The organism is Natrinema sp. 1APR25-10V2, assembly GCF_031626495.1.
GTDB lineage: Archaea > Halobacteriota > Halobacteria > Halobacteriales > Natrialbaceae > Natrinema.
Genome location: NZ_JAMQOJ010000001.1, coordinates 655,881 through 678,217 on the forward strand (window position 1 = coordinate 655,881; position 22,337 = coordinate 678,217).

General features: G+C 52.8%; 13 protein-coding genes, 1 pseudogene and 1 CRISPR repeat array (1 of these 15 only partly in view). Of the genes and pseudogenes, 7 read left to right on the plus strand and 7 right to left on the minus strand.

Annotated features, from left to right (window positions below; all coding sequences use genetic code 11):
* Positions 1-396: a CRISPR direct-repeat array (repeat unit 31 nt); it begins 296 nt to the left of the window's first position.
* Positions 397-3,527: 3,131 nt separating this feature from the next.
* Positions 3,528-4,232: a hypothetical protein gene (locus NDO75_RS03485; RefSeq protein WP_310904707.1), complete on the plus strand. Its 705-nt coding sequence runs from the start codon at positions 3,528-3,530 to the stop codon at positions 4,230-4,232.
* A 430-nt stretch (positions 4,233-4,662) separates the two neighbouring features.
* Here NDO75_RS03485 and NDO75_RS03490 read toward each other — a convergent pair whose 3' ends face one another.
* Complete coding sequence (locus NDO75_RS03490) at positions 4,663-5,115, minus strand: helix-turn-helix domain-containing protein (RefSeq protein WP_310904708.1); 453 nt, start codon at positions 5,113-5,115, stop codon at positions 4,663-4,665.
* A 1,451-nt stretch (positions 5,116-6,566) separates the two neighbouring features.
* Between NDO75_RS03490 and NDO75_RS03495 the strand changes: the two genes are divergently transcribed.
* Positions 6,567-7,271, plus strand: a complete 705-nt coding sequence (locus NDO75_RS03495; protein ID WP_310904709.1) for a hypothetical protein — start codon at positions 6,567-6,569, stop codon at positions 7,269-7,271.
* A 671-nt stretch (positions 7,272-7,942) separates the two neighbouring features.
* On the plus strand, positions 7,943-8,131 hold the full coding sequence (locus NDO75_RS03500; RefSeq protein ID WP_310904710.1) for a hypothetical protein: 189 nt from the start codon (positions 7,943-7,945) through the stop codon (positions 8,129-8,131).
* A gap of 67 nt (positions 8,132-8,198) precedes the next feature.
* Here the strand turns inward: NDO75_RS03500 and NDO75_RS03505 are convergent.
* The 3 genes and pseudogenes from NDO75_RS03505 to NDO75_RS03515 form a co-directional block, all read right to left on the minus strand.
* Positions 8,199-8,501: pseudogene (locus tag NDO75_RS03505) on the minus strand (ATP-binding protein); the annotation flags it as partial.
* 131 nt (positions 8,502-8,632) lie between these two features.
* The gene (locus NDO75_RS03510) at positions 8,633-9,658 is read right to left on the minus strand and encodes a hypothetical protein (RefSeq protein ID WP_310904711.1); all 1,026 of its coding nucleotides are present in this window, start codon (positions 9,656-9,658) and stop codon (positions 8,633-8,635) included.
* A 1,127-nt stretch (positions 9,659-10,785) separates the two neighbouring features.
* Complete coding sequence (locus NDO75_RS03515; protein WP_310904712.1) at positions 10,786-13,170, minus strand: PAS domain S-box protein; 2,385 nt, start codon at positions 13,168-13,170, stop codon at positions 10,786-10,788.
* 604 nt (positions 13,171-13,774) lie between these two features.
* Between NDO75_RS03515 and NDO75_RS03520 the strand changes: the two genes are divergently transcribed.
* Positions 13,775-14,062, plus strand: coding sequence for an amphi-Trp domain-containing protein (locus tag NDO75_RS03520; RefSeq protein WP_310904713.1), 288 nt, complete (start codon positions 13,775-13,777; stop codon positions 14,060-14,062).
* Positions 14,063-14,592: 530 nt separating this feature from the next.
* On the opposite strand, the gene NDO75_RS03525 is transcribed toward NDO75_RS03520, so the two are convergent.
* On the minus strand, positions 14,593-15,465 hold the full coding sequence (locus NDO75_RS03525; protein WP_310904714.1) for a universal stress protein: 873 nt from the start codon (positions 15,463-15,465) through the stop codon (positions 14,593-14,595).
* 1,478 nt (positions 15,466-16,943) lie between these two features.
* On the opposite strand from NDO75_RS03525, the gene NDO75_RS03530 reads away from it, so the two are divergent.
* Positions 16,944-17,519: a plastocyanin/azurin family copper-binding protein gene (locus tag NDO75_RS03530; protein ID WP_310905171.1), complete on the plus strand. Its 576-nt coding sequence runs from the start codon at positions 16,944-16,946 to the stop codon at positions 17,517-17,519.
* A 430-nt stretch (positions 17,520-17,949) separates the two neighbouring features.
* Here NDO75_RS03530 and NDO75_RS03535 read toward each other — a convergent pair whose 3' ends face one another.
* Positions 17,950-18,480 (minus strand): twin-arginine translocation signal domain-containing protein, encoded by a 531-nt coding sequence (locus NDO75_RS03535; RefSeq protein ID WP_310904715.1) that lies wholly within the window; start codon positions 18,478-18,480, stop codon positions 17,950-17,952.
* Positions 18,481-19,740: 1,260 nt separating this feature from the next.
* Between NDO75_RS03535 and NDO75_RS03540 the strand changes: the two genes are divergently transcribed.
* Positions 19,741-20,016 carry a PadR family transcriptional regulator gene (locus NDO75_RS03540; RefSeq protein ID WP_310904716.1) on the plus strand — a complete coding sequence of 92 codons (276 nt, stop codon included), beginning with the start codon at positions 19,741-19,743 and terminating at the stop codon, positions 20,014-20,016.
* A gap of 90 nt (positions 20,017-20,106) precedes the next feature.
* On the opposite strand, the gene NDO75_RS03545 is transcribed toward NDO75_RS03540, so the two are convergent.
* The gene (locus NDO75_RS03545) at positions 20,107-21,138 is read right to left on the minus strand and encodes a PAS domain-containing sensor histidine kinase (RefSeq protein WP_310904717.1); all 1,032 of its coding nucleotides are present in this window, start codon (positions 21,136-21,138) and stop codon (positions 20,107-20,109) included.
* A 154-nt stretch (positions 21,139-21,292) separates the two neighbouring features.
* Between NDO75_RS03545 and NDO75_RS03550 the strand changes: the two genes are divergently transcribed.
* Positions 21,293-22,273 (plus strand): ATP-binding protein, encoded by a 981-nt coding sequence (locus NDO75_RS03550; protein ID WP_310904718.1) that lies wholly within the window; start codon positions 21,293-21,295, stop codon positions 22,271-22,273.
* Positions 22,274-22,337: the final 64 nt, after the last annotated feature.

A 22,337-nucleotide genomic window follows, 5' to 3' on the forward strand; every position in this document is an offset into this window, starting at 1 on the left:
GACAAGAAGGACGGCGCGCGTATCTGGCTGTCTCGGATTCAGAAGAACCCTTGTGGGTTTGCAGCTTGCCGAGATACTTCCCGGCCGTCTGGCCGCCACGAGATTCCGACGAACCCTTGTGGGTTTACAGCACGCTCGACTGGCGGGAGCTATTCATGTCGGCGGAAATTCAGAAGAACCACTCTCTGGTTTGCAGCGACATTGAGGACGAGGAAAATGGCTTGTGCGACGCGATATTCAGAAGATCCTCTGTTGGTTTGAAGCACTGAAACCAACTTCGAGCCCTTCCGCTGGGCTGAGATTCAGAAGAACCGCTGTCGGTTTGCAGCATACCCGGAACACAGGCGCGCCGTGACCGCTTCATTTCGATTCAGAAGATCCCTGTGGGTTTGCAGCGCGGCCGCCATGCACCACTCGACGGCCACAGGAGAGATACAAAAGAACACTCTATGGGTTTGCAGCATCGACACCCTCGCGCAAGACGTCGCATCTGCCAAGATTCAGAAGAACCCCGCGGGTTTGCAGTGCGCACGGCCACGGGACAGACCACTGCGAAACCGGATAGATTAAGAAGAACCCTTGTGAGTTTGCAGCTCTAGTCCGCGACTGCCCACGCAGATCGGCCGGTCCGAGGTTCAGAAGAACCCCTGTCGGTTTGCAGTGACCATGCCTTTCAAATGATCTGGAATAACCAAAACAATTCAGAAGAACTCCACTGTGGGTTTGCAGCGAGCGACCGACACTCGAGAAGTTCGACGAACTCACCGAGATTCAGAAAAATCTTGTTGGGTTGCAGTTCGTACTCACCGGTTTCACGCCGGACGAGCACGCGATTCAGAAGGACTCCTATAGGTTTGCAGCGTCCCGTTCGGCAAGTCGTGGGTAGGCGACCGCTGGCAATTTAGAAGAACCTCTATGGGTTTGCAGCATGCTGTGAAGCGGGAGCAGGTTGGATGGATCAATGGATTCAGAAGAGCCCCCTGTGGGTTTGCAGCGCTGGAAAGGAATTTACCGAGGAAGACCTCAACACGGTACCAGAAGAACCACTGTCGGTTTGCAGCACGGAAACCAACTTCGAGCTGTTCGCGTGTAAGATGTCCAGAAGAATCCCCCTCTAGGTTTGCAGCGAGAAAATGCGGACCGACCCCGATTACTTCCCCAAGATACAGAAGAACCTTATAGGGTGGAGGCGCTCGGGTTCGGAAGAACTCCTTAGGTTTGCAGCATCGGGGCGAAGAACGGCACAACGATCCAATTAGAGATTCAGAAGAACCCCTATGGACTTGCAGCGAGGAGGCCTCGTTCCCCGACAGTGTTCACAGCGTGATTCAGAAGAACTCCTGTGGGCTTGCAGCATGGTCGTTCGGAAGCTCGATTTCGAGCGGACAGAGTGATTCAGAAGAATCCCTGTGGGTTTGCAGCCCAGACGCGGATGGCACACAGGAAGCCATGAGGATCAGATTCAGAAGAACCTCTGCGGGTTTGCAGCGTCGTGATCTTAGATGAGTGCGACCAAATCGAAGACGATTCAGAAGAACCCGTGTGGGTTTGGAGTATAGGGACCGTTTTAAACCCCTGTGGCACCGTCGTTGATCCAGAAGAACCCCTGTGGGCTTGCAGCGAGGTCAAGAGTACGTCGTCTGTGATCGGGGACAAGGATTCAGAAGAACCCCGATGGGCTTGCAGCGAGGAACGGCGCAACGCGGCGGCGAAACACCCACTGATTTAGAAGAACCCCTGTGGGTTTGCAGCCTCCTGCAGGTCGACTGCTGGGGCGGTCCAGATGACGGATTCAGACGAACCTCTGTGGGTTTGCAGCCCGTATCACGATACCGAACAGGAAATCATCAAACAGATACAGACGAACCCCTGTGGGTTTGCAGCGACAACTCCGAGGGCGCAAGCGAGATCGATGACGCGGATTCAGACGAACCCTTGTGGGTTTGTAGCGTCGTGCAGTACGTGATCGAGTGGTCGGCCGCGCTCGATTCAGACGAACCCCTGTGGGTTTGCAGCAACGGGCTAGCTGCGCTCAAGTACCACCCTGAAACGATTCAGAAGGACCTCTCCGGGTTTGTAGCGCGGACCCCGAATACCTCACTCTCCCGTACAAAATCCGATTCAGGAGAACCCCTCTGGGTTTGCAGCCAGCGTATCGAAGATGAAGTCGGTGGCAAGGAGCAGAAAGTTAGAAGAACGTTTGTCGGTTTGCAGCACCACTGAGGGTGATCTTGGTGTACCGGACCTTGGGATCTAGAAGAACCCCTATGGGCTTGCAGCAAGGATGGGAAGACGGAAGCCCAGATCAAGCGCGAGATTCAGAAGAAATCCCCTAGGTTTGCAGCGTCGAGGTCTGGTTCGAGAAGCAGTCCCTCGCCAGCGATTCAGAAGAACCCCTGTGGGCTTGCAGCTCGGTCACCGAGGTCTATCTCGAGGTGTTTCGGGATAGATTCAGACGAACCCCTATGGGTTTGCAGCGCACACGGCCACGACACGGATCAACGCGAGAGCGGGATTCAGACGAACCCTGTGGTTTGCAGCCGCGTCCCGTTTGTGATTCACGTCGAAGACATCGAGATTCAGACGAAACCTGTGGATTTGCAGCGTAGAACCCGGAGTTTAAGAAGGCAAAGTCGTCGAAGGATTCAGAAGAACCCCTGTGGGCTTGCAGCGAAACTTTTCAGCGCCATTATTTGGGAAAACACTGATTCAGAAGAACCCCTGTGGGTTTGCAGCGGCGATACAAAGTCGGGCTGGGTACGCGAGGCCGTTGATTCAGAAGAGCCCTTGTGGGTTTGCAGCATCAGAAAGCGTCAGCACGAGCAGCTTGTCGACGAAGCGATTCAGAAGAACCCGTGGGTTTGAAGCGCCGTCCTTCGGAACTCGAACGGCGACCCACTCCCGATTCAGACGGACCACTCTAGGCTTGCAGCGAGAAAATGCGGTCCGATCCCGACTACTTCCGCAAGATTCAGAAGAACCTCTGTAGGCTTGCAGCGCTCAGAACCTCGAGTACGACCTAATGGCCCTGTTGATTCAGAAGAACCGTTTAGGTTTGCAACTCACGAGTGACCTCGTTACCCTTGTGGTTGACAATGTGATGCAGAAGAACCCCTCTGGGTTTGCAGTGCGTTGGTCTGTGTGGACTCGACGACGTGGCGGGATTCAGAAGAACCTCTGTGGGTTTGCAACGCCCGCGAACGAGGAGCCTATGTCTGCCTGTGCGGTCGTGATTCGGAAGAACCCTGTGAGTTTGCAGCCAGTGGCTCAAGGTTCGCCATGCGGAGGCACCCACGATTCGTAGTCCCTAAGGAAAATATAAACATTGTGTCTAGAACAGTTTTGACATATTTGTGAAAATGAATTTTTGTTCGTCGCTTGACTTGCCGCACTGTGACTCGAGGAAGAGGAGGTCAGCTCATCTACTGTATTAGAGTCATTTAGCGCTTTTATCGGTGCCAATATGTGTTTATTACTGTTCTTATCCAATAGTATTTATCCGTTCAGCACTAACGCAAGTATGTCGCATGGCAGACCGAATCCCACTCGAGAAGTTCACGAAGAAGATTGACACTGAAGGGATCAGCCTCATCGCGATCCCGGAAAAGAAGCTTACAGACGGAAAGATGCCGCTCCTTTATCATACATGGGGAGATACACGTCCGCTCAAAGAGGACGCCGCGGAAGTAAGCCGTGTTAGCTATCAAGGAAAGACGTATCTGGCAGGAGATGTCGGCATCGGACACACGGATGTCCACTTCGTCCGTCGAATTCCGGTTTTTTCTGCGGGGGTACTTGGAACCCCTGAAGTACCCTTGAAAGATGGAGTAGAAAACATCCGCGCGTTCCTTACAGAGGAACGAGAACCGACACCAGATTCGACGGAGACGACCCCGCTCGAGTCACTCCTCGACGAGCTTATCGAGGCGGGGGCGGACCCAATAGGGATCGACAAGCAGATGTCACAATGGGGGGATGAAAATCGCCTTATGCTCCGAATTTCGCTGGAACCCGGCATCGGAGTGCCAATCGTTGAACAGTATTCAGATATAGTAGTTGATGACCAAAGCTATAAAATTGACTGCATCTGTGACGCTGTCAATGGACCTGCACCTTTCGGACGGGTCACTTTGTATGCGTCCGACAATATTGGGGGAATGGAGCCAGTCTCGATAGAGACTGGTCAGGAGGATCTCCGTGAATTCCTTCGGACAGAATTAGGCCACGAGTGAAATGGCAAAATAGATGATGGCGTAACGAATCGTCCGCTGCTATCCCGTCGGATTAGGTCCACGGCGACCACCTGATCTGGATACGCATTGACTGGCAAGGAGAAATCACGGTTTTACGCACACAAAACGCGGTCTACCAGACTGATACGACGCACTGTATCCCAAACGTAGGTTCAATATCTCCAATCCAAGTGCGGATCTCCACGATGAGGAACTACCCTAATCGGCGGACTACTGTTATCCGAAGTGTGACCTCTGATTGACGTGCCGCTCAATAGCTTGATGCAACAAGTGTTTCAAGCCAAATCCTCCCTTTGGACGAAAATCTGCCGAGCTTTTTGCCGTATTCTCGTCACGCCCTGACCTCCCCCGCAAACACGCGGTAGAAGGCGTCGGGTTTACGGCGCTGGTTCTACTCGTCCAGCGGGCCCTAGCCGTCATCGTTCCCCATGCTCATCCAGTCCTCCGCCTCAGCCACAATGGGTACAATATGCTCATTCAGATATCGGATTAGTCCGTCGAGATTTCGTTGTGTGGTCGCATGTGCCTTTTCGAGATCGTCAAGGCGGCTCTCTAGATGATCGAGGCGGGCGTCGGTGTCGGCAAGTTCCGGCTCGGCGGTGACGGCCAAACCCTCCTCAAGTTCGCGATGTCCACGCTCGGTGAGGACACCAACCTTCATCGGGGCGACGCCCTCCTTCGTGAGCGAATCATCATAGTTGATCTCGACCAGACCGTGGTTTTCGAGTTTCGTCCACCTGTAATTGACCGCTCGGTTCGAGCAGCCGAGCTTTCGGCGTACCTCGTTCGTGGACGCCCGTGAATTGGGGGCATCCTCCAGTACGCGCATGATCTCCCGCGACTTTTCATCTAATTCCACCATATTATATCTTATTAGTAATTAGTGTAAATATCTGGTGGAGCCCGTCTACAACCGCAATCATAAGGGATCTGTTGCAGTCGACATAATGAGGAGTGTGGAACATACTTGTGAGGACTCCACACCGAGATAACGACCCCTTCCCTATGAGAGCCCCACTCGAAGGATATTCATGAGAGAGTAGTCAGAAATAACGCGAGAGTACGAAGAATACTCCAAAAAAGTGACCTCCCGTTTGTCAACGACTTCGGGAACTATAGGATGGACACCGACAAATCTAGAGGAGCGACACTAGCGGTTAAAGAAGGAAGCCAAAGAGGTCTGGCTCTCCTGAAGGTATAGCATTGAGGGTTGGCGTGTTCTCACTCCGCGTATTTATTCCTTTGCCAGAGTGGTGAAAGGAAAGGGAGAGGGTGGAGAATACGAACCATTCTCTACCCATCCGCATATACATTAATCTCGTATCATGTAGTTCAAGATCGTTCATAAGATTATGTATACACCTCAAAATTTCATCTTAGACAGAGTAGCTGTTATTCGACTCACCCGTGATCGCCAGAAAGAGGAATCGCGATCTATCTAGGTGTGTAGAAATAGCGATGAACGAGACGCGTTCTCTACCGCGTCACCCTCATCGACGGCGGGAGACTTGACTTTAGATGGCACGACCTACGCTCACGATAGGCCGTTCTTCGGATTCTCCGCCGCCTAAGTACCAGTTCCCCAGTTTGTATAATGCATTATACGGAGAAGGCACCGAAGCTCACCACCACTACCACACAAATTCTCTGGTATACGGATGAAGGTCTCTTCAGTGGTCGACTATATGGTAAATTGACTATTTAATAAATACACCAATAAGCAATATTCTTCTGGCATAAATTGGGATATGATGAGTGAGCAAATAACACTCCGAGTACGGAATCGGCGAGCGATCCAGCGCGAAATCAAGCGTCTCGAACTTGAATACGATCCAATGTTCCGCGCGAAAACCTACGAATTACACGATGCTATCGTTCAGGTTGGCCTTGCCAATCCAGAACTAGTACTCAAGCAACTCAAAGAGCAACAAAGTCAGTAAGTCCTTGAGCGCTCGAAGAACTGAGACGAAAGAACAGGGATGTCTGTATAAGCGTTCACGGGAGTTCGATGACTGGACGACAAGTGTCCGGGGCAAGAGAAGGAAAGTATGTCATGACATACCTCGGAGTACGCGCTCGCCCGATTATCCGCCGAACTTTATAGTCACTAACTCCATATGTATGTGAATAGTCACTTTCCGAAATTACCAGCACAACGCTGATGGGGGGTGATCTGTAGTAGAGTACTGTATGAGATGTATACTCTGATTGTTCTCCAAATGCCTATATTTCCGTCTTATTTCAACGTAACATCCTTAACTCTGGTCAGTCCGTAATGTTTTTCCGGGCAAAGGGCTACGGATTATCTGGACAATGAGTCAACAATCTCCGCCTGAGATAGCCTCGGTCGCTAAACGACTAACGTCAGCAGGAACACCCATCCTTGCAGTTCCCGAAAGCGCACTTGCAGACGAAAGAGTAAGATTACTGTACTCTCTGACGAGACAAAACGAGGATCTCGTCGCCTATCTGGATGGGCTTGACAACGTCATGGTTGGAGACGAGAAGTATCCGCTAACATGCGTCAACATCCATCAATCGGATGTGCATTTCGTGCGACGCCTGCCGATATACGCACGTGAGCAACCAACACTTGGTCTATCCGAAATGCCACTCGACAAGGGAATAGAACAACTGCATGTGTGGCTAGCGTCTGGTCGCGAACCGAAACCCACGACTCCTGAGACGGCACCTCTCAACAACCCGATCCAAAAACTCATCAACGGAGGGGCAGTTGCTATCGGCCTCGAAAAAGAGATCTTTGAATTAGTTGATAGTAACTTGCTCAACTTCCGAGTTCATGGTCCTCCCGCTATCGGGGCCCCCCTTGTCAACCAATACGAACAGGTGATATTCGACGGTGAAACCTACGATGTCGACTGGACCTTTGCACTCGATGGGCCAAGAACTAGTGGCAGAGCCATGGTGTATGCTGGTGATAACATCATCGGAATGGACCCAATCCCGCTCAAGAGTGGGTGGGAAAACCTCCGAGAATACCTTAGGAAGGAGTCGTAAGATAAATTTCGTGGTCTGCGTGACGAGCAGTTTGTGGAACAAACTGAGGTGTTGTCCGAGCCTTACGCGCTTGGTGATGTCCTCAATGGCCAAAATAACGGGTCAATCAATCCAATGGGTCCAAATCGGTATCGCCATAATTAGTTTGGTGCCGATCACCGCGGCGGCCTCGCGATGACCGTGGAGACATGCCCCGATGATGATCGCCCTTGACTACGCTATTCTCCAGATCCATCTGAAGCTCGTCGGATGCAAGTGTGCGCGGTGTCTCGCCCGAGTACACCCGATACAGCGAGATGACGGAGACCAATGCACAGATAGCAAACTGTTCTGCTAGCTTTTCGTCGCAGTATTCGATGATCTCCTCATTCCACTTGCTGAGCCAGACCCAGAACGGAGATTTTCGGTGGTGAGACTCTAATTGCGTGTCGATATCTCCTATATGATGGAATTGCCGACACTTGGAGTTTTGGTCGGTCGTATTTGAGGAGGATTTTGACCCATGTGGGTGGGAAAGTGGGCCGTATCGCGTGTAAGTGTGACTGATAATAGGCTATTCTCCGACACCTCCGACACCCAGACTTCGGTTGTCACTAATTTATTAATTATATACTCAACTAATGCAGTTAATTGGCGGAATGCCAATATTCTATTCAGTCGTATAGTGAGTTATGGGTGATCAAGTCACCATCTACCTCGACTCGCGCGAAGAGTTTCGCAAAGATATGACGAAATTGGAACTCGAATATGACGAGATTTGGGATGCAGAAATGGCAGAGGTCCATCAAGCAATGATCGATGTCGCGCTGAACGACCCAGACCGACTTATAGAAAGATTACAGGATATACAAGACGAATAGATTAAGGAGGCATTCTGATCCTGCACCTCATACACAGGACCCCATCAAAAGGTGGCTTCTCCTCTGATCACGCAGCAGGGAGCGTGAACGAGAACGTTGAACCCTGATTGGGGTCGGGCTCCACCCACATTTCCCCGTCGTGGCGTTCACCAATGCGCTCACAGAGCACCAATCCAAGTCCTGTTCCGTCGTACTCGTCGCGACTGTGCAATCGGTCGAAGACGGAGAATATCCGTTCCTGATCGTCTGGATCGATGCCAACCCCGTTATCGTGGACCGAGACTACCCATTCATTCCGTCGCCACTTCGCATCAATATGGATATGGGGAGACAAACTCTCGTTATAGACAATGGCATTCTCAATCAAATTTACCGTCGGGAGTATTATGAGTGATATAATATTTTCACAGGACCTGTGGAATACTGGGCTGTATTGTGTAATCAGGCGAGAAAACGGTTATCCAAGACCGACTGGCCTCTGCACTCTATGGAGGCAACATCCTACCGTTGCGATCCACGGAGGATAAGCGACTCAATCGCAAGCGTTCGCTTGGCTATCGTTACGATCCGTAACACATAGGCCGTGAATAACAGAAACGGCACCAGCGTCACTGTGAATGCACCGCCAATTACCCACGTGAGAGACGGAATACCCAGTAATCTGCCGGGAAACATACCTGCGTCAACGACCGTGAGCATGATTCCAGCAACCACTAACGCTGGTATCGCCGCATAGAGGATTAGTTGTGAGAGCGAGATTAGTGCCCACTCAAAGTACAACGTCTTGATGTGCTCACGAGCTGGACCGAACAGACTCAGCGCGGTCTTCAAATCGTCTAATAGTTTCGTCTCGTCGTCGCTCAGACTATCATCATAGTCGGTGGCGAGGCGTTCAACTTGGAAGATTTTCCAGCCGTAATTGAAGTTGAGTGCCGCAAACAACACGTCGAAAGTGCCGAACTGCGCCCTGTCGAGCTGGTCGCGGACCAATTCGGCGTTCCCGATGAGACTCTCGGTGAACTCATCGACTTCTTCGCGGAACTGGTCATTCGCATTGTCAGAGACGCCCTCGCGGAGTGCCTTCGCCCGTTGTTCAGTTACCCTGATGAGTTCCCCGAGAAACGTTGACGGATCTGCGGGACTAGGTGTGCCTACAAGATCCTCAACGAAGTCCCGAACATCCATCGAGTTCTCCATACGTTCGCGCTGTTCGCCAAGGGGGCCGTTCTCTTGAGAGAGAACCAACTGGCTAATAGTGACGACAAGCGTGGTTCCAGTCATAATCGCCCCAATCATCGTCGAAAACATCGTTTCGATGGTGTCGCCCGACCGGAGTTGTGGCTGGACGGGTTGAGGAAAGACGGTGACCACTACGACGAACACTATGAATATGGACAGCGCCAGCACAGCAGTAACATGCAACCGGTTAGCCGCGAGGAGCAACCAGAGTTTAACTCGACTCTCATCGGCTCGCTCGCGCATTGTGTTCGCCGTGCTAATGTCTGCGTTTTCGGCTTGTCCGCTCATGATGAACTGTCCCTCGTCGCTACAGATAGTTGTCTTAACCGAGCGTTTGAACACGATGAATTTGTCCTATCGGTGTATCCAATTGTGGTGACAAGTACCCAGCTATCGTCACCACAGGTAGTCAGCACCGCCTGCGAGCCCTCAGTTTCTTTCTGAGTTTTATCAGAAGGCGACCTGAATGTCTTGCCTTCCCAGCAGCGTACGGTGGTTTGGTTCATGGTGGTCTCATTGAATGGGTCCAACAGCACTAAGAATAGCGGTAGTCACACCATCGACCGCTCAATCCACGCTCTCCACCTATCGCTTCGCACACCTTTCGTCACGGTTCTCAAAAGGCAAACGCAGTGGGGGTGACGGCTGCGTTTGCCCCCTGAATGGGTCGCAGACAACCGAGGGTTCAGTGCAAGGGTTCTCGGGGGATTGGTTGGCGTACGGTTCACTGCGTGATCTGCCGGGGTGTGCCAGTACCGTGTCAAGGGCAGATCAACAGAATGTTAGGAAATAACACGGTTAGCCATTTGGCCGTCCATCGCAGTCTTGTAGTGATTATCTGGGTAACAGTCTGCGTAGAAACCAGCAGTGCTTGGTTCTTCACCTGTATTGACCGTTGTCGGGTAGTCCTAGGATGGGTATGCTAATTATTAGTCTTGGTGGGACCCTCAATAGATGATAGGTTTTCGCAGCCCTGTTGAATACAGGGTATACAGTGAATGTGGTGAACATCGTGGATCTCACCGATTCCTTCTGTAGGGTTCATTCTCCGATCTGCCTCTTCGGTCTGCATGTCTCCTTCAAAGTTGACAGATAGGCGTTCACAATGCTCGTATTATCGTATTCATTTTAATCCAAATCCCTTTGGAGATGCCCTCATTTCCGGGCAGAACTAGGTGCGTAATATGTCACATACTGAGCCTGAGAAGACAGTTGCGAGGTGCAGTAATTGTGGTGAAATCCATACCATCGAAATTAGGAGCAACGGATCACTACATCTTGTCGGAAGGGGCCTAATAAATCAGTGTCCGTGTGGCGATGAGGGATTAGAGAGACTACAGATGGAACTTCATCCTCAATCTTCCTAACTCACTCACAGTAGTCCGCATATGTATTTGCTGTTCAGTAGAGGGACTTCACGTATTGCCACCGCTTACGGCCGGTAGCGTGAACCGAAACGTCGCGCCCTCACCGTGTTCGGAGTCGACCCAGATCTCTCCACCGTGACGCTCGACGATGCGTTTACACAGCGCCAGCCCGATCCCGGTTCCATCGTGTTCCTCGTGGGAGTGTAATCGTTGGAATACCTCGAAGACCCGTTCGTGGGCATCCGAATCGATCCCAATCCCTTCGTCTTCAACCGAGATCACCCACTCGCTGCCGCGCCGCTCGGCCCCGATGTGTACCCGCGGCGGTTCGTCACCGCTGTACGCGAGCGCGTTCGACAGCAGGTTCTGGAACACCTGCCGGAGCTGGTCCGGGTCGCCCTCGACGCGAGGCAACGACTCGCTCGAGAGGATTGCGTCGGTTTCGTCGAGTCTGAGCCGTAGATCCCGCCGGACGTCCTCGAGCACGGCGTCGAGATCGACCGGTTCGAAGGGATCGCCCTGCGTCTCGACCCGTGAGTACTCGAGGAGCGCGTCGATCATCTCACGCATGCGCTCGGCTCCATCGACGGCGAACTCGAGGAACTCTTCACCGTCCTCGTCGAGGGCGTCACTGTAGCGCTGTTCGAGCAACTGGAGATAGCTCGTGATCATCCGAAGGGGCTCTTGCAAGTCGTGCGAGGCGATGTACGCGAACTGTTCAAGCCGCTCGTTCGATTCTTTGAGTTTCTGTTCGTATTTCTTGCGCTCGGAGATGTCGGTGAAGTACACGGAGAGGCCGGATTCCGAGGGGTAGAGCCTGACGCTTTCCCAGATACCGAGCGGCTCCGAGTAGCGCTCGAAACTCGTCGCGGTCTGGGTGGCCATCGCCGTCTCGAACCGGTCGCGGACTGGATCGTCGTCGGCGACGGACAGCGCTTCCCCAACGGTCTGGCCCAACAGGCTGGCCTCGTCGTGGCCGAGGAGTTCCTCCGCACGGTCATTGACGTATGTAAACCGAAACTTGTCGTCGACTGCGTAGAACGCGTCGTCGACCCGCTCGAACACGTCCTCGAGTTCGCTCTCCAAGTCGTCGCGCTGGCGCTCGAGACGTTGGGCTTGCTTCTCGAGTTGTGTGATGTCCGCCATCGTGATGACGACGCCGGTCTCGTCCGGGAGTGGCGTGGCGTTTACCGACAGCCACCGGGTTTCCCCGTCGGGACTGTCGACCCGAACGCGCTGGTCGGTGACTGTCTCGCCGGTTGCGAGTGCCCGCGGGGCAGGTCGGTCCGGGTACGGGATCACCTCGCCGTCCTCGTCGAGCAGGGGCTGATCCCCCAGTGCGTACCTCTCGGTCCCGTCCCCACCGAGTCCGAGGTACTCGATGAAGTGTCGGTTCACGTGCCGCGGTTCGCCGTCGGTATCGAAGACGCCGATCCCTGTTGGGCTGATCTCGAGGATGCGCTCGAGGAGATCGTGCTCGCGACGAATCTCTCGCTCGCGCTCACGCCGGTCGGTCATGTCCCGAGTCACCTTCGCGTATCCCTCGAGATCGCCGTCGTCGTCGCGGATCGCAGTGATAGTGATGCTGGCCCAAAATCGCGAGCCGTCCTTCCGAACACGCCACCCTTCGTCTTTGATCGAGCCGTCCTCAGCGGCGGCTGCAAGGTTCGCTTCGGGGACATCGGCTTCTTGATCTTCCTCGGTGTAGAACGTCGAGACGTGTTCGCCGAGCACCTCGTTGGGTGCATAGCCTTTGGTCTGTCTGGCTCCCGAGTTCCAGCTACGGACGCAACCATCCACATCGAGCATGAAGATCGCGTACTCCTCGACGGCGTCGATCAGCGATTCGAACCGCGTCCGTTCTTCGCGGTGGGCACGTTCTGATTGCTTCTGCTCAGTGATATCGTAGTACAGTTCGACGCGACCGCCAGCGTACGCGCCGGATGTAATCGGTTTGCTTCGGTGTTCGAGCCAGCGTGCGTCGCGGTCCTCGCCCGCGGTCATGTGACACTCGAACCGTTCGGCGTACGTGTTCTCCTCGTAGGTCGCTAGCACGGTCTCGGCGAACTGCTCGCCGTCGTCGACCATCGGAGTGATCTGGTCCCGGACGAGTTCACGCTTGTCCTGTCCGAGGATGCGCTCACGATTGAATCCGAAATACCGTTCGAGCGTGTCGTTGATCCACGCTACTTCGAAGTCCTCGTTGAGGACAAACACCCCCACGTCGGCAGTATCGAGGACATCGTCGACTAGCGACTCGGCGACGGTCGGCCAGTCGTGGTCGGTGGCCGTCTGTGCAGGCAGCAACGACTGCGGCCGCCACCAGACGTGGCCGTTTGTCCCCGCTTTCTTGGTCTCGAGTTCGCCGTGATCGACGAGTCGCTCGAGACGTTCGTACGTACTGCGGCGGCCGATATCAAGCTGGTCTGCCACCTCGAGTGTCGTCTGTGGAGCGCCGGGTGTATCGAAGAGCGCAAGAGTTTCTCGGAGACTATCGCTCAGCGAACTACTGGTCACGTTGACGTACGACAAGCAATCCCGGATCATAAACCCTCCCCTCGCGGATGTAACAGAATGTGAATTCTCTCTACCGAGTTCTACGCGAACAGAGTGAGCAAAGATCCGGTATTGCTTTTGAATAATCACTCACGAATGGGACTCTCTACCACTGGAATCTAGCGTGAGTGCTGATCCGAGAACTGCAGTAGTGTCGGACGGTCTCGAGTTAGCACTAAGGACAGGTAGTACAGTTATCAGTGTGAAATTCCGCCTACCCCGATACTGTCAAGATTGGCGTGTTGAATACAGAGAATGAGTTCGGCACGGCAGCTTTGTTTGTTTCACGCCGAAGCCGGTGAACTACCCGTGCACTATACGTGCTTATTGATCAGCGAGCGTTCTATCAGGTTCGAGTGAGGTCCGTAGCATCGTGCTGAATAGAGGGCGCGAATGCGGCACGAGACCGTGGCCGATCTACGAACGTAGTGTTCAGTACAGGTCAGGCATTTATTGATGCAAGGGTAGATTGGTACTCTGTATGCCCGAAGAAGTTCTGTTCAAATCAGAGAGCGGCCAAACCCGAGACGAAATCGCATCGTATCTTCACAGCGTCGCTGAGAAGCTTGAACAAGGCGATGCTGTCACGCTCAAATCTGGTTCCGAGTCCGTAACGATGGAACCGCCAGCCCGCCCCACGTTTGAGGTCAAAGCCGAACGCGAGGGGCCAACAGACAGGCCCGGTAAATTGAGTGTTGAGTTCGAACTCGAATGGGACGAGAACGGCAGTGAGGGAGACGGCGAGAGCGGCCAGTTGGAAATCGAGTGAATCGTAATCCATTCGATTTCCACCACTTAAGACGACTGTCTCCATCATGCGGTGTACCTTGGTTGTCCACTGAGCAACCCGGTAGACGACATTTTTAACGCCTGTTGGAAATATACAGTAGTACGAAAATGAGGATTGTAGAACCACTCTCTCCTAGAGCAAACGACCGTTTCAGGCAGACAGGACGATGACTCCCACCGTACTGGCGATCCTACTTATAGGATACGGCCTTGGGCTCATGACCGCTGCCTACACATTAGCACCAGATACGACGGCTTTACTCGGCGGTATGTTAGTCGCTGTTTCTTCCCTCTATATCGTCATAACCGATGACTGGTGGAAATAGGACGATGAGGCAGGAGAGATAAATCCAGTGGTCGCACTTTTCCTCAATAACCTTCGGTCATTCTGGAACACTCAAATCGAACTGGATCTCCGACGCACGGTCACAAACTCGACGAGCAACACGCCCTCTTTGGACCTGCTGGAGAGCGGCTATTGCGGCATACAGAGGACCCGCGCGATAGGTCCTACTGTTCAGATTCACTAACAGTGATGACCGGGACTGGTGCCGACCGAACAGTCTTTTCTGCGACGCTCCCTAACAGAACGCGGTCGGTCCCACGCCGCCCAATCGTCCCTATAACAACCGCCTCGATCTCGTTTTCATCTATATAGGCGAGAATGCCTTCCACCGGGCTCCCGTGCTCGATGGAGTGGACGATATCCCTGAGATCGTACTCCTCAGCTACCGAAACGAGGTCGTCAATAGCCTCCTGTGCGGCTGCCTCGCCAGTTTCACTCGAAGCAGTTGACCGGACATCGAGTCCGAATGAGGCATCATCCACGACGGACAGCAGATGGACAGTTGCGTCGAGCGCCGATGAGAGTGCTAGCCCGTGTTCAGCCGCACGAGTCGCACCTCTACTCCCGTCTGTCGGGATAAGAATATCTTCGTACGGAAATGCAAACTGTTCATCGGGTTGCATTCGTGCTGTCAATACAGGGACCGACGAGAGACGAACCACTTTCTCGGTGATACTGCCAATGAGATAGCGGGATACCCCCTCACGGCCATGTGTTGGCATTACGATTACGTCATGCCCGTATCGCTCAGCATACTCAGTTATCGTCGGTGCTGGATTACCCTGAACGACATCTGTCTCATAGTCAACACCAAGTGTCTGGAGCGTCTTTTCTGCTTCTGCGACGATGTCCTTCCCCTGCTGGCGGAGCGCGTCCACGGTTTGTCCCTTAATAACGGTCACCGAATCACGCGTTGTATCCGCGACATAAAGGACATGAACCGTGGCGTCGGCCCAGTGGGCGATTTCGGCAGCATGGTGGAGGACGGCTGCTGCGCTGTCATTTCCATCGAATGGGAGTAAAATGTCCTCGTACATAGTTCAGCCTTGGATTCTATGATGAGAGGTCTCTAATGATTTTGCCTCCTCACGGTAAGCGGACAGAAAATTGTGACTCCTCTCACGCGTCTCTGGTAGTACGTACATGTACTTACGGCACGAGTCCGCTGTTCGTGAACGCGTGAAAGTCAGAGGGACGATTTAAACAAATAGTAAGTACAGTGGATAGCTGTCACGGTTTGTTCAGGTGAATCTCTGAACCTATTGTCTATACCCAACTCCGGCTAAACGAACTATGGTCGTGGCAAACCGTGAGTTGGGACTTGTCACTCTGCTTCTTACAGTTTCTTATGCAGCATGAGACCTTTTGACAGTGGAAGACGAAACGGGTGTATGGAGAGTGCCAAGTACCCAAGTTGTGGGAAGGAAACTCCCAGCATCTTGCTTGGAAAGGTGGGTAAAGTTCAACTCAAATGTACCGACTGTAACCACAAGTGGGTCACTGAATTGTAGCTGCTATCGTCTTTGCTCGGAATACGACGTATCTCTGGCCGGTAGGGAAGTGCTGTTCAGTTCGCATATCTACGGAACGGCTGGTTCAGTAGGTCGGGCGTGAAACAGACGAGATCGTCGTGCTGCACTCATCCTCTATATCTCGTACGCTGGTTCTGACAGCGATTCGGTAGTTCGCTGCGTCTCTGCAAGATACAGGGCGCGAATGTGGCACGAGATTCGGTTCGATCTGCGAAGGAGGTGATCGCTCAGTACAGGCGAAGGCATTACCGGAGCAACTGCCCATCTCTCGGATAGGCGTCAGAAACGACCTGCTGAATATAGAGGATGTAGTCAGCACCGAGAGGATCTTTTGTGCAGGCACATCTGACAGAATCAACTGCAAGGATGAACGTGCGAATGGAGCGCCACCGGTTCTCAGATATACCGGCTTTCCGCAAAGGTGGGGTGATGCTGTTCCCGAGTTATCCCTACAAGTGTCGCTGTCGCAACTGCGTCACTCGCAATCATAACGAGAAACAGAACCACTAAGAATAACAGCATGAGAAGAACAAGGACCATATCATTATCCATAATTACCACTGTGCTACTTGCGTCTGTGCCCACAACTTCCCGGTAACCGATTTCGCGAATTATTACGCATCCAGTGACACCCGTGCTTACGGTCAGATACACAGAAGTGTTGGCTTTCAAATGACGGCTCCTTTAACCAATACAGATTCCACTCTGCCAACTCTTCGTATTGGTACGTGTATCTACGGTACGTAACCCCTGCCAGCGTGTCTTCCCCGCTCCTCAATATATAGGCAAGTGTCTTCTTCAAGATCTGGCCTGATAGCGTACCATTCCTTCTAATATTAATTTAAATAACTATATCTTTTCTATATAGAGCTATTTAATGACAAATAAATCATCCTACGCTTGCAGTAGATGGGGATCTGATTATCTGCATAGAGTCGGCAAATTAGCCCGTGAGCCAAGACAAGCAGACATCTCGACGGCGGATGCTCAAGTTAACAGGTGTCGCAGGTTCGACGGCGCTCGTCGCCGGTTGTGGCGGCGGGGGTAACGGCGGTAACGGTGGCAACGGCGGTAACGGTGGCAACGGCGGTGGTGGAGCCGACGGATACGAGATTTCCCCCGATCAGGACATCCGATTCGACGGGCAGACGAGCGCTTGGGTCGGGCTCCAGCCGTCCTCTATCGAGGGCGAGGAGAACCCGACGCTCATCCTCGAGGCCGGTGAGAACTATTCAATCGGCTGGACGGAAGGTGACGGTGCCGCACATAATCTGGAACTCCGGAACGATGACGGCGAAGTTGTCGACGACTACACGACCGGCGATCCTGTCTCCGATCCGGGAAGCGACGAGACCTTTGAGTTCGAAGCACAGGACGTGATAACGCTCTACCGCTGCCAGCCCCACCCGGCGATGGAAGCCGAAATCCGGGTTCAGGGCCCTGCTAACGGCGGCGGTGGCGGCGGGAACGAAACCGGCAACCAGACGGGCGGCAACGAGACCGGGAACGAAACCGGCGGCAACACGACTGGCAACGAAACCGGCAATCAGTCTGACTAACAGCGATACTCCCGGTAACTCTCGGTAGTTGTCGCAGGGAAGACCAGAAGAATACTCCGGACAACTGCTTCTCTCAGGTCCAAATCCCTAATCGAGGGTCTCGGCTACGACCCACTGTTGAAAGCTAATCTGTCTGATTATATTTCATATCAGCGGGTGCCGGGGCTGTGATGACACGAGACGGTAGCATACTTGTTTAGTGTGCCCCGGCAGGGAACCTACATGTGCCCTATTTATAGGCATGGTCCCCGCAAAAACAGGGCCTGTTTCAATATCAGAGACTAAAAATAGGATGCGCCAATATCCACCCCCATTTGAAAGAGTATAGAAGAACAATGGACACGCCAGAGGTATCGAAGCAGGCCGCGTACCGCTATACAAAAAAAAAAACGGCGGAGGGAATTACTGGTCTCGAGTCGTTTTTCGATATTTACTGCCACCAATCGTCGTTCTCGAGGATGTTGTCTTCCTCGTCCTCACCGACGGGGCTGGCATTGACGGTGATGAACTCCTGATTGTCGCTGAAGGGGGTCCACTCGCGGTTCATCTCGAACACCTGCGGCTGGTTCTGGTCGTCGTCGGCGTCGGGGATGAACCCGAGATTCTCGTCGTACTCGCCGATGTTTGCGTCGTGGGCAACGAACAACGGCACGACCTCGCCGCTGTTGAGCCACCGGATCTGATAGGTGTTGTAGTCCGAGAACCAACTGTCGTTGACGTCACCGTAGTTGGGGACCCACTCAACGACGCCCGAGACGAACGTAAACTGGGCGTTCGGGTGGAAGTTGCTAATGTGAATGAGTGCCTTCCACCCCTCGTCAAGGATACCGCCATCCTGTGCTGTTGCAGTTCCCGATGCGCCGAGGACAAGGGCACCCGATGCGAGTGCCCCTTTCTTCAGAAATGAGCGGCGCGAATCGTCTGGATCACCGAAGAGTGAATCGCTCTCATCGTGTGTCATACTTTCAGCCTCCAGTTAGCAAATCTGCCAGCCAGACGGGAAAGCCATGCCCCTGCAATATGGTCTATATTCACCCAACATGATCTATCGCTAAATTCGATTTAGAGCCGCGAATATGCCCGCTAAGAGAAGTCACCTGAAAAATCACTGACAGTGCTGCCTGCCTGAACTCGTCGGGCCAACGCCTATTTGTCTCACTGCCACAGGTTAACATGATCTTCCCCAGTACACGGATGTGGCCCATCCTATCGACTATCGGGGGAGATCACCCTGTATCGCACCGGCACACGATCCATCCATGTGCCAGCACTGAACCACTGGGACACCGCGTTCAGGCTGTTCGTGCCTGCAACAGGGACTGACGCCATTCCACGTTTGTCCCCTTCGTGGACCGTAAAAAGCGTACCTCGGTCATCAACGGCCGCTGGCTACGCGAGCCGCTCGCGGCTGGCCGCGGCCGTCTGCTCGCCACCCCGTAACTGCCTTCCAATTACATCGATCATTCAGTAGGACCCCCAGAAAGAGTGCTCTCTCTGAATTCAGTCCCGCCACATCGGCAGTTCGATTCTGTCCCAAGTCGAGAAATTCCCTTTCCCGGCCAGCGTTCCCCTGCATATACCGCCCCATAGTCGACACAGATTATCGCGGTACGTCTCGGTAGATTATCGGCCCCATTCTATTACTTCCGCTGCCTTCTGTAATATAAGGTTTCTACCTGCGAGAGACAGCCGATCAGCGCAGGTTCTTATTAGCCATGGGGGAGATTTTACCCTCAACGAAATTGATGGTAACTCCTGTGTAGTCAACCAGTGCTTTCCGGATCAACGACTTCACGGCATTCAGGACATTCTGCGAATACTCGCTGCTTGCCGTTCGTCACGAACTCGATGATGGATTGATGTTCTGGGACTCTAGCGTTACAGAACGGACAGTTTCCGAGCGTCTGGTTTTCGGCTGTCATAGGGAACCGGGTGGAGCCATGGAGCGTGTGACAGGGGAATCCACAGCTCCATGTGATGTATTTGACCTTTCGAGTGAAAAAGGTGTGCCAGCCTCAGTGAAAGTAGAAAAGCCTTATAGAGCTTTGATAAGGTAAATTTAGTAACTTTACTTATATAAGATGGGCACCCTACGAGGCCGCGAAGATCAGATTCTAAGCACTCTCCTTACTTTGCTCGTATATAAATAGAGGGCTATAGTACTCACATATCTATCTGTATTTTGTCTATAACAATTTCCAAATGGGTGAGGGACCAGTGCATGGACGGCCTCACAGGTTTCCAGCGTGACCTCCTATACGTCATCGCAGGTGCAGAACAGCCATCTGGTCAAGACGTAAAAGATGAGGTAGAGCAGTACTATAGTAGTGAAATCAACCATGGGCGTTTATACCCAAATCTAGATACAGTGGTGAACAAGGAGTTGGTTGAGAAGGGCCAATTGGATCGTCGAACTAATTACTACGATATTACAGAACAAGGAGAGGAGGTAATTGAAGAGCGTCGTAAGTGGGAAGAACAGTATATGGATTTCTGAGAATAGTATCTAAAAATATTTCTTTCTCAGTAGCCGAAATCAACTAATCGATAACTGAGTTCTCTGCACTGAATCATATATGTACCGCCTTCATTGGGTGTTTTCAGGGAGCAAGAATCGGACGACATTTCCACGAGGGTCGTTTTCTTCGAAGACGAGTTCGCCACCGAGTGCATCAACACACCACTGCATGACCCAGAGACCGATACCAGAGCCGTGATATGTCGTACTCGCCGTGACTGGTTCCTTGAGAACGGTAGTCTCAACGTCCGGGATCGCTGGTCCAGTATCGATGACTCGGATCTCCCCGCGATCAGTTGTCTCCGTCACAACCACCGTGATGATGGGTGTCTCACGGTCGTTATGGACGGTTGCGTTCTCAAGCGCGTGTTTCACTGCATATCGGAGACCTCTATCGACATTTACTGATGGATTTGATCGAATGTCGACAGTCAGTTCAGCTTCTGGGTGCTGGGATCTTATCTCTGCGGCGGTTTCCTTCACAAGATCTCCGAGATCCGTAGGAGACCGCTCTGTTGCGTCGGGTTCGGCAATCTCTTCAACTTGCCGAATAGAGTCACTCAATGTCCCAATCTCTGTAGCAATCTCCGAGATGGTTTCGACCTCCTCTTCAAGCGTTTCGTCTTCGATGGCGCTTTTGAGCCGCTCAGCGTAGCCCATGAGCACATTGGTCTCGTTTCGGAGGTTATGACGGACGACGCGGCTCAAGAGACGGAGACGCCGTTCTCGTGCTTTGTACTCCGTGATGTCGCGGATTTCAGCAAGAACACAGGGCGGCCCGTTAATCGTGGCGCGACTGAGGCAAACGCGAATCCAGACTAGTTCACCGTTTGCCCGTTCGATTTGCCATTCGAATACCTGCTCTTCTCCGTCGGCCGCGGCCTGAATACGGCGAAGCGCCTCTTCCTGTGAAAACCGTCTGGAAGTGGCTGTAACGTCCCCAACTTCCATTTCGCGTAGTTTTGACCGAGAATAGCCGTATAACTCTTCTAAGCGGGTGTTGACATCGAGGATGTCACCTGTCTTTGGTTCGTGTAAGATGGTACCAACCTGTAGATCATCGAATATACGTGGCAGTCTCGTGGTGCTCGTATCGGTCATAGTAATTACCAGAAAGAAAACTCATAAAAACTTGAGAGCAGAGGAAGCGATTGCCTGTTGGCGAAAAGCCGTCATTTGAGGGGTATCTGTCCGGTATTTCGGGCCATCATCTTTAACATACGAAAAGTCATTTTGAAGACTACTGACGCTACACATGGAAAGTACACACCCCCCACCAGATAGCCAACGAGTTTTGATCGATAATTTTCCGAATGGGGTATTGGTCTTATTCGACGCTGATCTTTACTACCGGATCGTCGGCCCTGAGACGCTCCCATTTTCAGGCCGAAAGGCGAGGGATATGATTGACAAACACCTCTATGACCTCTTTCCTGAAGAGACTGCGACTGAACTCGAGTCGAGACTCAACGCGACAATTGATGGGGAGTCCCGCTCGTTCGATATCGAATACGACGACCGAATTCACCATATTGAGACGAGACCGGTACGAATTGACGCGAATCCATACGGGGTACTGGTGACCCAAGAGGTGACTGAGGTTCGCCAGACTTCGGAAGAGCTTGAACGGCAGAATAAACGGTTAGATCAGTTCGCAAGTATGCTCTCGCACGATCTTCGCAATCCGCTCTCAATCGCGCTCGGGGAGCTTGAGCAATATCGCGAAACTGGTGATGACGCGTACCTCGATGGAATTGAGGATGCATTAGGGCGAGTTGATGATCTTATCGTTGATCTCACGGCACTTGCTCGATCCAGTATCCCGTCTCACGAGCACGAGGAGGTTTCGCTGGCAGCAGTAGCTTGGAACGCTTGGGAAGTAATTGACACTCGATCAGCCTCCTTCGAAACACAGGACTGCACAGTCGTCGGTGATCGGAGTCAGTTACAGGTGCTCTTCGAAAACCTGTTTAGAAATGCAGTTGGCCATGGGGGAGCAAACGTAACTGTCCGAGTCGGTCCTGTTGACGATGGCTTCTACGTTGAAGATACGGGGACAGGGATCACACCCGATGACCGCGAGCAGGTGTTTGAGCACGGGTTCACGACGGGCTATGGTGGAAGCGGTGTCGGACTGACGATTGTCAACCGAATCGCTACCGAACACGATCTTGAGGTTTCTCTCGCAGAAAGTACTGAGGGAGGTGCTCGGTTCGAATTTCGAGACAGTGGATAACCGCCAGTGTGTATAACTCCACCTGTATTGAGTGTTAGTAGCGGTCTCAGATCGGCTGCAACGA

What these genes read in the sequence shown, in the direction of transcription:
- NDO75_RS03485 (WP_310904707.1), top strand. Translation starts at nt 3,528, where the DNA reads ATGGCAGACCGAATCCCACTCGAGAAGTTCACGAAGAAGATTGACACT.
- NDO75_RS03490 (WP_310904708.1), bottom strand. Translation starts at nt 5,115, where the DNA reads ATGGTGGAATTAGATGAAAAGTCGCGGGAGATCATGCGCGTACTGGAG.
- NDO75_RS03495 (WP_310904709.1), top strand. Translation starts at nt 6,567, where the DNA reads ATGAGTCAACAATCTCCGCCTGAGATAGCCTCGGTCGCTAAACGACTA.
- NDO75_RS03500 (WP_310904710.1), top strand. Translation starts at nt 7,943, where the DNA reads ATGGGTGATCAAGTCACCATCTACCTCGACTCGCGCGAAGAGTTTCGC.
- NDO75_RS03510 (WP_310904711.1), bottom strand. Translation starts at nt 9,658, where the DNA reads ATGAGCGGACAAGCCGAAAACGCAGACATTAGCACGGCGAACACAATG.
- NDO75_RS03520 (WP_310904713.1), top strand. Translation starts at nt 13,775, where the DNA reads ATGCCCGAAGAAGTTCTGTTCAAATCAGAGAGCGGCCAAACCCGAGAC.
- NDO75_RS03525 (WP_310904714.1), bottom strand. Translation starts at nt 15,465, where the DNA reads ATGTACGAGGACATTTTACTCCCATTCGATGGAAATGACAGCGCAGCA.
- NDO75_RS03530 (WP_310905171.1), top strand. Translation starts at nt 16,944, where the DNA reads ATGCTCAAGTTAACAGGTGTCGCAGGTTCGACGGCGCTCGTCGCCGGT.
- NDO75_RS03535 (WP_310904715.1), bottom strand. Translation starts at nt 18,480, where the DNA reads ATGACACACGATGAGAGCGATTCACTCTTCGGTGATCCAGACGATTCG.
- NDO75_RS03540 (WP_310904716.1), top strand. Translation starts at nt 19,741, where the DNA reads ATGGACGGCCTCACAGGTTTCCAGCGTGACCTCCTATACGTCATCGCA.
- NDO75_RS03545 (WP_310904717.1), bottom strand. Translation starts at nt 21,138, where the DNA reads ATGACCGATACGAGCACCACGAGACTGCCACGTATATTCGATGATCTA.
- NDO75_RS03550 (WP_310904718.1), top strand. Translation starts at nt 21,293, where the DNA reads ATGGAAAGTACACACCCCCCACCAGATAGCCAACGAGTTTTGATCGAT.